Source organism: Microbispora amethystogenes, assembly GCF_016863015.1.
GTDB classification, from domain to species: Bacteria; Actinomycetota; Actinomycetes; order Streptosporangiales; family Streptosporangiaceae; genus Microbispora; species Microbispora amethystogenes.
Genome location: NZ_BOOB01000076.1, coordinates 1 through 11,586 on the forward strand (window position 1 = coordinate 1; position 11,586 = coordinate 11,586).

3 protein-coding genes are annotated in these 11,586 nt (G+C 74.8%); all 3 read left to right on the forward strand.

Features of this window, described 5'->3' with window-relative positions:
* A partial coding sequence (locus Mam01_RS35375) for a phosphopantetheine-binding protein (protein WP_239101860.1) occupies positions 1-968 on the forward strand: 968 nt, incomplete at its 5' end.
* A 1-nt stretch (position 969) separates the two neighbouring features.
* Positions 970-5,679, forward strand: coding sequence for a type I polyketide synthase (locus Mam01_RS37495; protein ID WP_204289591.1), 4,710 nt, complete (start codon positions 970-972; stop codon positions 5,677-5,679).
* Positions 5,680-5,725: 46 nt separating this feature from the next.
* Positions 5,726-11,586: type I polyketide synthase (locus Mam01_RS37145; protein WP_239101861.1), on the forward strand; the 5,861-nt coding region annotated here is incomplete at its 3' end.

Sequence of the window (11,586 nt, forward strand, 5' to 3'; positions counted from 1 at the left end):
ACCTGGCAGACGGGGCGTTCGGCACCCCGCAGTACTGGGTGGGCCAGGTGCGCGGCGCGGTGCGGTTCGCCGACGCCGTCACCACCCTGGCCGCCCAGGGCGTGACCCGGTTCGTGGAGCTGGGCCCGGACGCGGTACTCACCGCGATGGCCCAGCAGACCCTCGACGAGGCAGCCGACAGCGCGGTCTTCACCGCCACCATGCGGGCCGGACGCCCCGAGCAGGGCACCGTCGTCGCCGCCCTCGGTCAGCTCCACACCGCCGGCGTTCCCATCGACTGGCAGGCCTTCTACGCCGACAGGGGCGCCACCCGCGTTGACCTGCCCACCTACGCCTTCCAGCGTCAGCGCTACTGGATCGACGCGGACCGGCCGAACGTCGGGAGGATGGCGGTCGACCTGCCTCCGATCGACGAGGACGCCGCCGCGGCGCTGCGGCAGCGGCTCGGTGGCCTGGCCGGGGCCGCGCGGGCGCAGGCGGTGCTCGATCTGGTCCAGGAGCAGGTCGCCGTGGTGCTCGGCCACTCCTCGCAGGAGCCGGTCGAGGCCGACCGCGCGCTGTCCGAGCTCGGCTTCGACTCGCTGGCCGCGATCGAGCTGCGTAAGCGGCTGAGCGCGATGACCGGGCTCTCGCTGCCGTCCACCCTGGTCTTCGACTATCCGACGGGTCAGGCGATCGCCGCCTACCTGGACGGCGAGATCAGTGCCGGAGGCTCGGCGTCGCCGGTGTTCGCGGAGCTGGACGCGCTGGAGACGGCCCTGGAGAACTGCGACGTGATGGGCGACGAGTCCGGCAGGATCACCGCCCGTCTGGAGGCGCTGCTGCGCCGCTGGCAGGACTCCCGGGTGATGGGCGGCCTCGCCACGACCGACAACGACTTCAGCTACGCCAGCGACGAGGAACTGTTCGCGGCCATCGACAGCGAACTCGGCGTCGATTCGCCGACAGTCCCTTCCAGTGGAGATTGACATGATTGACGTCGACAAACTCAGGGACTACCTGAAGCGGGCGACCGCCGATCTGAGCCGGACCAAGCGGTTGCTCCGCGACATGGAGGCCCGGCAGGGGGAGCCGATCGCGATCGTCGCGATGAGCTGCCGCTACCCGGGCGGCATCTCGTCCCCGGAGGACCTGTGGGAGCTGGTGGCGAGCGGGGGCGACGCCGTCTCGTCGTTCCCCGTCAACCGTGGCTGGGACGTGTCCGGGCTCTACGACCCGGAACCCGGCGCGCCCGGCAAGACCTACACCACCATGGGCGGCTTCCTGCACGACGCGGGCCAGTTCGACGCCGACTTCTTCAAGATCAGCCCGAGGGAGGCGCGGGAGACCGACCCGCAGCAGCGCCTGCTGCTGGAGACCACCTGGGAGCTGTTCGAACGCGCCGGGATCGACGCGGCGACGCTGCGCGGCAGCCGTACCGGTGTCTTCACCGGCATCGTCTACCACGACTACGCGCCGGGCGGCGGCGCCGGCGGGCTGGCCAGCGTGGCGTCCGGCCGGATCGCCTACAGCTTCGGCCTGGAGGGCCCGGCGGTCACGGTCGACACGGCCTGCTCGTCCTCCCTCGTGGCGCTGCACTGGGCGATCCAGGCGCTGCGGACCGGTGAGTGCACGCTGGCCGTCGTCGGCGGCGCGACGGTCATGGCCGCGCCGGACTCGTTCGTCGGGTTCAGCCAGGAGCGGGGGCTCGCGGCCGACGGCCGGTGCAAGTCGTTCGCGGCGGCGGCGGACGGCACGGCCTGGGGTGAGGGCGTCGGCCTGCTGCTGGTCGAACGTCTCGTGGACGCCCAGCGCAATGGTCACCCGATCCTCGCGGTCGTCCGCGGCAGCGCGGTCAACTCCGACGGCGCGAGCAACGGCCTGACCGCCCCGAACGGGCCGTCCCAGCAACGGCTCATCCAGCAGGCGCTCGCCAGCGCCCAGCTGTCGGCCCAGGACGTCGACGTGGTCGAGGGCCACGGCACCGGGACGACGCTCGGCGACCCGATCGAGGCGCAGGCGATCATCGCGACGTACGGCCGGAACCGCCCGGCCGACCGGCCGCTCTGGCTGGGGTCGCTGAAGTCGAACATCGCCCACACCCAGGCGGCGGCGGGCGTGGCCGGGATCATCAAGATGGTCATGGCACTGCGTCAGGGCGTCCTGCCCAAGACGCTGCACGTCGACGAGCCCTCGCCGAACGTGGACTGGTCGGCCGGCGCCGTCCGCCTGCTGGCCGAGCCGGTCCCCTGGCCCGCCGTCTCCGGGCGCCCGCGCCGCGCGGGGATCTCCTCGTTCGGGCTCAGCGGCACCAACGCACACGTGATCGTCGAGGAGCCGCCGGCGACCGAGGAGGACCCGCTGGCCTTCTCGCGCCCGCCGGCCTCGACGGTGCCGGTCCTGCCGGTGCTGCTCTCCGCGCACACCGGTGCGGCGCTGCCCGCGCAGGCCGTACGGCTGCTGACCCACCTGGACGCCAGGCCGGAGCTGTCACTGCCCGACATCGGGTTCACCTCGGCGACCGCTCGGGCGGCGCTGCCGCACCGTGCCGTGCTGGTCGCGGCCGACCGCGAGGACCTGCGGCGCGGCCTGACCGCCCTGGTGTACGGCGAGGACGGCCCCGATGTGCTGCGCGGCGTGGCGCAGCCCCGCGGCGGGACGGCGTTCCTGTTCACCGGCCAGGGGGCGCAGCGGCCGGGGATGGGCAAGGAGCTGCACGCCGCGTTCCCCGCGTTCGCCGAGGCGTTCGACGAGGTCGCCGCCGAGCTGGACGTCCACCTGGCGCGGCCCCTGCGGGAGGTGCTGTGGCACGACGACAGCGGGGCGATCGACCAGACCCTCTACACCCAGGCCGGGCTGTTCGCGATCGAGGTGGCGCTGTTCCGCCTGCTGGAGGCGTGGGGGCTGCGGCCCGACTACCTGGCCGGTCACTCCGTCGGCGAGCTGGCCGCCGCGCACGCGGCGGGAGTGCTGTCCGTCGCGGACGCGGCCGAGCTCGTGGCGGCGCGCGGGCGGCTGATGCAGGCGCTGCCGGCCGGCGGGGCGATGATCAGCGTGCAGGCGAGCGAGGAGGAGATCGCGCCGCTGCTCGACGACCGGGTCGGCCTGGCCGCGATCAACGGGCCGTCCGCCGTGGTGATCTCCGGCGTCGAGGCCGCGGTGAGCGAGCTCGCCGCGCGGTTCGAGGCCAAGGGCCGCAAGATCCGGCGGCTGCGCGTGTCCCACGCGTTCCACTCGCCGCTGATGGAGCCGATGCTCGCCGAGCTGCGCACCGTGGCCCAGGGGCTGACCTACCACCCGCCGCGGGTCCCGCTCGTCTCGACGGTCACCGGCGGGCCGGTCGGCGCCGCCGAGCTGGCCAACGCCGACTACTGGCTCCGCAACGCCCGCCAGACCGTGCGCTTCCACGAGGCCGTGCGGTGGCTGGCGGACGGCGGCGTCACCACCTTCCTCGAACTCGGCCCCGCCGCCGTGCTCACCGCGCTCGCCGCCGACGGCGCGCCCGGCGAGGACCGCGCGTACGTGCCGCTGCTGCGCGGGTCCTCCCGCAGCGCCGGCGAGGCGCACGACGTCGTCTCGGCGCTGGGCGCCCTGCACGTGCGCGGCCGTACGATCGACTGGCGGGCGTTCTACGAGGGCACCGGCGGCACCCGGACCGACCTTCCCACGTACGCCTTCCAGCGCAAGCAGTACTGGCGGGAGACCCCGGCCCTGCCGGACGCCGACCTGGACGCGTGGCGCTACACGATCGACTGGCACGCGGTGCAGGCCGGCGGCTCCGCGCTGAGCGGCGCCTGGCTGGTCGCCGTACCCGGAGGAGAGATCGGGGACGGCGCCCGCGAGGCGGTCGCGACGCTGACGGCCGGGCTCGCCGGCCGGGGCGCGACGGTCGAGGTGCTGGAGGCCGGCGACGACCGCGCCGCCACGGCCGACGCCGTCCGCCGGGCCCTCGCGGGCGGGACGTCCCTCGCGGGGGTGCTGTCCCTGGTGGCCTTCGACGAGCGCCCGCATCCCCGGCACGCCTCGTTGCCCGCCGGCACCGCCGCGACCCTCACGCTCGTGCAGGCGCTCGGCGACGCCGGAGTGACCGCGCCGCTGTGGTGCGCGACCAGACAGGGAGTGAGCACGGAGGCCGCGGACGCGCCGCCGAGCCCCGGCCAGGCGACGATCTGGGGCCTCGGCATCGGTGTCGCCCTGGACCACCCCGAGCGCTGGGGCGGCCTGGTCGACCTGCCCGAGACGATCGACGACGCGGCCGTCGACTGCCTCGCCGCCGTCCTGTCCGGGACCACCGGGGAGGACCAGGTCGCGGTCAGGGCCGGACGGATCCTCGGCCGGCGCATGGTGCGGGCCGGTCTCGGCGGCGCCGCACCCGCGCGGTCGTGGCGGCCGCGCGGCACCGTCCTCGTCACCGGCGGCACCGGCGGGCTGGGCGCGCACGTGGCACGCTGGCTCGCGGAGCGCGGCGCCGAGCACATCGTGCTGGCCGGCCGCAGGGGTGAGGCCACCCCCGGAGCGGCCGAGCTCGCCAAGGAACTGACCGCCCGGGGAACGCGGGTGAGCGTCGTCGCCTGCGACGTCGCCCAGCGGGACGCCGTACGCGAACTGCTGGACAACCTGCCCGCCGAGCCGCCGCTCACCGCCGTCGTGCACGCCGCCGGGGTCCTGCAGCGGATCGCGTCGCCGGCCGACCTCAGCGTCGAGGAGTTCGCCGAGGTCGGCGCGGCCAAGGTGGCGGGCGCGCGGCACCTCGACGAGCTGCTCGCCGACCGGCCGCTCGACGCGTTCGTGCTGTTCTCGTCGGGCGCGGCGATCTGGGGCAGCGGCGGGCAGACCGCCTACGCCAGCGCCAACGCCTACCTGGACGCGCTCGCGCGCGACCGGCGGGCCCGCGGCCTGACGGCCACCTCCATCGCCTGGGGCCCCTGGGAGAGCGGCATGGTCGACGCCGAACTCGGCGCGGTGCTGCGCCGGATCGGCACCCCGGCGATGCGGCCCGAGCGGGCCGTCAAGGCCCTCGGCCAGGCGCTCGACCACGACGACACCGAGGTCGTGATCGCCGACTTCGACTGGCCGCGCTTCGTCCCCGCCTACACCCTGGCCCGGCCGCGGCCCCTGCTGAACGCGTTGTCGTCCGGCGACACGGACGCCGGGGCCGGCTCCGGCCTCGCCGCCGAGCCCGCCGGGCCGTCGCCCGCGCTGTCCGGCCTCCGCGAGATGAGCCCGGCCGAACAGCAGCGCACGCTGCTCGACCTGGTCCGTACGCAGGTGGCGGCGGTGCTCGGCTACGGCGACGCGACCGAGGTCGAGCCCGGCCGGTCGTTCGAGGACATGGGCTTCGACTCGGTCGCCGCGGTCGAGCTGCGCACCAGGCTGAACACCGCGACGGGGGAGAACCTGCCGAGCACGCTGGTGTTCGACCACCCCTCGCCGAAGGCCCTCACCGAGCACCTCCGCGCCACGCTGTGCGCGCCGGAGGAGCCGTCCGCGGACGCGGTGCTCGCCGACCTCAACCGGATCGGCGCGCAGGCGGGGGCGCTGCCGCCCGAGGAACGCGTACGGGTGGCTTCGCAGCTACAGGCCCTGCTGGACGGGCTGACGTCCGCGCCGGAGGCGGCGACCACGGCCGAGCGGTTGGCCACGGCGTCGGCGGACGACCTGTTCGCCTTCATCGACTCCGAACTGATGACAGAGCACTGACCGGTACCGACCTGGCACCGACCGAGGACTAACTGGGGACTCGCTGATGGGCAACGACGAGAAGCTCCTTGAATATTTGCGCAAGGTCACGGCGGACCTGCACCAGACCCGCTCGCGCCTGCGCCAGGTGGAGGCCGATGCCACCGAACCCATCGCGATCGTCGCCATGGGCTGCCGTTACCCGGGCGGCGTCACCTCACCCGAGGAGCTGTGGCGGCTCGTCGCCGACGAGGTCGACGCGATCAGCCCGTTCCCGGTCGACCGCGGCTGGGACCTCGACACCGAGCGCAGCTACGTCCGGGAGGGCGGCTTCGTCACCGACGTGGCGGGCTTCGACGCCGGTTTCTTCGGCATCGCGCCCCGCGAGGCCCTCGCCATGGACCCGCAGCAGCGCCTGGTGCTGGAGGTCGCCTGGGAGACGCTGGAGCGCGCCGGGCTCGACCCCCACTCCGTACGCGGTGAGCGGGTCGGCGTGTTCGTCGGCTCCGGCATGCAGGACTACGCGGGCCTGCTGGACGCGGCGCCGGAGGTGGCCGAGGCCTACCTGGGCACGGCCACCGCGTCCGCGGTGATCTCCGGGCGGGTGGCCTACACCCTCGGCCTGGAGGGGCCGACCCTCACGGTCGACACCGCATGCTCGTCGTCCCTGGTGGCGCTGCACCTGGCGGCGCAGGCGCTGCGCAACCGGGAGTGCGCGCTCGCGCTGGCCGGCGGTGTGATGGTCATGTCCACGCCGGGCCCGTTCATCGGGATGAGCAAGCAGAGCGGCCTCGCGCGGGACGGCCGGTGCAAGGCGTTCTCCGACAGCGCCGACGGCACCGGCTGGGCCGAGGGCGCCGGTCTGCTGCTGCTGGAGCGCCTGTCGGACGCGCAGCGCAACGGGCACCACGTGCTGGCCGTGATCCGCGGCTCCGCGGTCGGCTCCGACGGCGCCAGCAACGGCCTCACCGCGCCGAACGGCCCGGCGCAGCAGCGGGTGATCCGCGACGCGCTCGCCGGCGCCGAGCTGACCACGGCGGACGTCGACGCGGTGGAGGGCCACGGCACCGGCACCACCCTCGGCGACCCGATCGAGGCGCAGGCCCTGCTCGCCACCTACGGCAGGAACCGGCCGGCGGACCAGCCGCTGTGGCTGGGCTCCATCAAGTCCAACATCGGCCACGCGCAGGCCGCCGCCGGGGTCAGCGGCGTGATCAAGATGGTCATGGCCATGCGGCACGGCGTGCTGCCGCGCACCCTGCACGTCACCGAGCCGTCCTCACACGTGGACTGGACGGCGGGGAACGTCCGGCTGCTGACCGAGCGGCGGCTGTGGCCCGCGGGAGACCGGCCGCGCCGGGCGGGCGTCTCGTCGTTCGGGGTGAGCGGCACCAACGCGCACGTCGTTCTGGAGGAGGCGCCCCCCGCCGAGCCGGAGGCGGAGAGCGTTCCGGTGAGCCCGCCCGGGTGGCCGGCCGCGACGCCCGTGCCGCTGCCGGTCTCGGCACGCGACGCCGACTCCCTGCGCGCCCAGGCGGCCCGGCTGCTGGAGCACCTGGACGGGTCGCCGGACACGTCCGTCGTCGACCTCGGCTACTCCCTGGCGACGAGCCGGGCCGCGCTCGCGCACCGGGCGGTGGTGCTGGCGACCGACCGGGAGTCCGTGCTGCGTGGCCTGGCCGAACTCAGCGCGGGCGAGCCCTCGGCGGCCATCGTGCGGGGCGCTGCGGCCGAGAGCGACACCGCCTTCCTGTTCACCGGTCAGGGCGCCCAGCGCCTGGGCATGGGCCGCGACCTGCACGCCGCCTTCCCGGTGTTCGCCGAAGCCTTCGACGCGGTGGTGTCCGAGCTGGACGCGCACCTGGACCGGCCGTTGCGTGAGGTGATCTGGGGCGAGGACGCCGACCTGGTCGACCAGACCGCGTACGCGCAGGCGGGGTTGTTCGCCGTGGAGGTGGCGCTGTTCCGCCTCGTCGAGTCGTGGGGGGTGCGGCCCGACTACCTGGTCGGGCACTCCGTGGGTGAGCTGGCCGCCGCGCACGTCGCGGGGATGCTGTCGCTTCCGGACGCGTGCCGCCTGGTGGCGGCGCGGGGCCGGCTGATGCAGGCCCTGCCGTCCGGTGGGGCGATGGTCGCGGTCGAGGCCACCGAAGACGAGGTACTGCCTCTGCTGACGGACGGGGTGGACATCGCCGCGGTCAACGGACCCCGCGCGGTGGTCGTGTCCGGGCAGGAGGGCCCGGTCCTCGCTTTGGCGGCGCGGTTGGCGGAGCAGGGGCGGAAGACGCGCCGGTTGCGGGTCTCCCACGCCTTCCACTCCCACCTGATGGAGCCGATGCTCGCCGACTTCGCCGAGGTGGCGGAGTCTCTGGACTACGGGCGGCCGTCCGTCCCGATCGTGTCAACCGTCACCGGCGCCTTCGCCGACTCGGGCTTCGGGACCGCGCGCTACTGGGTGGAGCAGGTGCGGGGCGCGGTGCGCTTCGCCGACGCCGTCAGCACCCTCGCCGCCCAGGGCGTGACCCGGTTCGTCGAGCTGGGCCCCGACGCGGTGCTCACCGCGATGGCCCGGCAGACCGCCGGAACCGGCGCGCTCCTCCCGACTCTCCGCAAGGACCGGCCGGAGCCCGCCGCCATGATCGCCGCCCTCGCCGGGCTGCACACGAGCGGCCTTCCCGTCGACTGGCAGGCCGTCTTCGCCGGGAGCGGCGCCACGCGGGCGGACCTGCCGACGTACGCGTTCCAGCGGCGCAGATACTGGGTGGAGGCCGCACCCACCGCCGACGTGGCGGCCGCCGGGCTGGACGCCCCGGGGCACCCGCTGCTGGGCGCGGTCGTCCAGATGCCCGACTCCGGAGAGGTCGTCCTCACCGGCCGCCTGTCCACCCGCGCGCAGCCGTGGCTCGCCGACCACCGCGTCATGGGCCGGGTCCTGGTGCCCGGGACGGCGTTCGTCGAACTGGCGATCCGCGCCGGTGACCAGGTCGGCTGCGCCGTGCTCGACGAGCTGACCCTGCACGCGCCGCTGGCGCTGCCGGAGGCGGACTCCGTCCATCGCGGCGTCCGGATCCAGGTGGTGCTCGGCCCGCAGGACGCCGCGTCCCCCGCGCGCACGGTGGCGATCTACTCCCGCCTCGACGAGCCGGGCACGGACCTGCCGTGGACCCTGCACGCCGAAGGCGTGCTGACCGCCGGGGCCGCCCCCGCCGAGGACGCGACGGCCGAATGGCCGCCGCCCGGGGCCGCCCCGGTCGACCTCGGCGACCTGTACGGCGACCTCGCCGAAGCCGGCCTCGGCTACGGCCCGGTCTTCCAGGGCCTGCGGGCCGTCTGGCGCTCCGGCGACGAGGTGTTCGCCGAGGTCGCGCTGCCCGAGCAGGCGGCGTCGTCCGCCGCCGACTTCGGCATCCACCCGGCCCTGCTGGACGCCTGCCTGCACACCGCGGCCTTCGCCGGGCTGTTCGAGCAGCAGGCCGTCGTGCCGTTCGCGTGGTCACGGGTCGCCCTGCACGCCGCCGGCGCGCCCGCCGTCCGCGTACGGCTGACCCCGGCCGGCGCCGGGACGGTGACGCTGGACGTCGCCGACACGGGCGGACGGCCGGTGCTGTCGGCCGACTCGCTGACGCTGCGCCCGATCTCCGCCGAGCAGGCGTCGTCGCCGGTCCTGCCGGAGAACCTCTACCGGGTGGAGTGGTCGCCCCTCCCGCTGAACGCCGCGCAGCCGTCGACGGCCGAGGTGGTCGTGGTCCGCGGTGAGCCGGGTGTGTCGGCGGACGCGGTGCGCGGGGCGACGCATGCGGTGTTGTCGGCGTTGCAGTCGTGGCCGGGGGAGGAGCGGTCGGCGGATGCGGTGCTGGCGGTGGTCACGTCGGGTGCCGTGGGGCTGCCGGGTGAGGATGTGACCGATCTGGCCGGTGCCGCCGTCTGGGGGCTGGTGCGTTCGGCGCAGTCGGAGTTGTCCGGCCGGGTGGTGCTGGTGGACACCGACGGTTCGGTGGACGTGCCGGTCGTGGTGGCGTCGGGCGAGCCGCAGGTCGTGGTCCGCGACGGGGTGATCTACGCGGCCCGCCTGGTGCGGGTGCCGACGGCGACGCCGGAGGCCGAGCCCGCCGGGTTCGGCGACGGAGCCGTCCTGGTCACCGGCGGCACCGGTGCGCTGGGCGAGCTGGTGGTCCGGCACCTGGTGGCCCGGCACGGCGTGCGCCGCCTGGTGCTGGCCAGCCGCCGCGGCCCGGAGGCGCCCGGCGCCGCCGAACTGCGCGACGAGCTCGCCGGGCTCGGCGCCGAGGTGTCGGTGGTGGCGTGTGACGTGGCCGATCGTGACGCGCTGGCCGCTCTGCTGGCCGGGGTGGACGTGTCGGCGGTGGTGCACATGGCGGGTGTGCTGGACGACGGTGTGATCGGGTCGCTGACGCCGGAGCGGGTGGATCGGGTGTTGCGTCCGAAGGTGGACGCGGCGCTGAACCTGCACGAGCTGACGCGTGATCGTGAGTTGTCGGCGTTCGTGTTGTTTTCCTCGGCGTCGGGAGTGTTCGGGACGCCGGGTCAGGGCAGCTATGCCGCGGCGAACGCGTTCCTGGACGCGCTGGCCGCGCACCGCCGGGGAGGTGGCCTCACCGCCCAGTCGCTGGCCTGGGGCCCGTGGGCGGCCGGCATGGGCGGCACCCTGGAGCAGTCGCGCTTCTCCCAGGGCGGCTTCGTCCCGCTGACCGCCGACACCGGGCTGGCCGCCTTCGACGCCGCCCTCACGACCGCCGAGCCGGTGCTGGCGCCGCTGACCCTGAACGTGCCCGGCCTGCGCGCCCAGGCCGAGAACCTGCCCCATCTGCTGCGCGGCGTCGTCCCCGCGGTCCGCCGGCGCAGCGCCGGCGCCGGATCCGCCGACGGCGCGCTCGCGCGGCGGCTGGCCGACCTGCCCGAGGAGGAGCGGCAGCCCATGCTGCTGCGGCTCGTGCTCGGACACGTGGCGCAGGTGCTGGGTTTCGCCTCCACCGACGCGATCGAGCCGGACCGGGCCTTCGGCGAGTTCGGCTTCGACTCGCTGTCTGCGGTGGAGTTCCGCAACGCGCTGAGCGCCGAGACCGGCCTGCGGCTGCCCGCCTCGCTGGTGTTCGACTACCCGTCGCCGACCGCGCTCGCCCGCCACCTCGCCGCCGAACTCACCGGGGCGGGCCGGAAGGTCACCGCCGTACCGTCCGCCACGGACGCGACGGACGAGCCGCTGGCGATCGTGGGCATGGCGTGCCGTTATCCGGGCGGGGTGTCCTCGCCGGAGGACCTGTGGCGGCTGGTCGCCGACGGCGTGGACGCGATCTCCGATTTCCCGGTGAACCGCGGCTGGGACGTCGAGGAGCTCTTTGACCCCGAAGGCTCCCGGCCCGGCACCAGTTATGTGAAGTCGGGTGGTTTCCTGCACCAGGCGGCGGAGTTCGACGCGGGGTTCTTCGGGATCTCGCCGAACGAGGCGTTGGTGATGGATCCGCAGCAGCGGCTACTGCTGGAGACCTCGTGGGAGGCGATGGAGCGGGCGGGCATCGACCCGGCGTCGCTGAGGGGGTCGGCGACCGGGGTGTTCGCCGGGATGATGTACCACGACTACGCGGCGAACAGCAGCACCGGGTCGATCGCCTCGGGCCGGGTGTCGTACGTCTTCGGGTTCGAGGGCCCGTCGGTCACGGTCGACACGGCGTGTTCGTCGTCGCTGGTGGCGTTGCACCTGGCCGGGCAGGCGCTCAGGTCGGGGGAGTGCTCGCTGGCGCTGGTCGGTGGTGTGGCGGTGATGGCCACGCCGGAGGCGTTCATCGAGTTCTCCCGCCAGCGGGGGCTGTCGCCCGACGGTCGCTGCCGCGCGTACGGTTCGGGGGCGAACGGCACGGCGTGGGCCGAGGGCTGTGGCGTGCTGCTGGTGGAGCGGTTGTCGGACGCGCG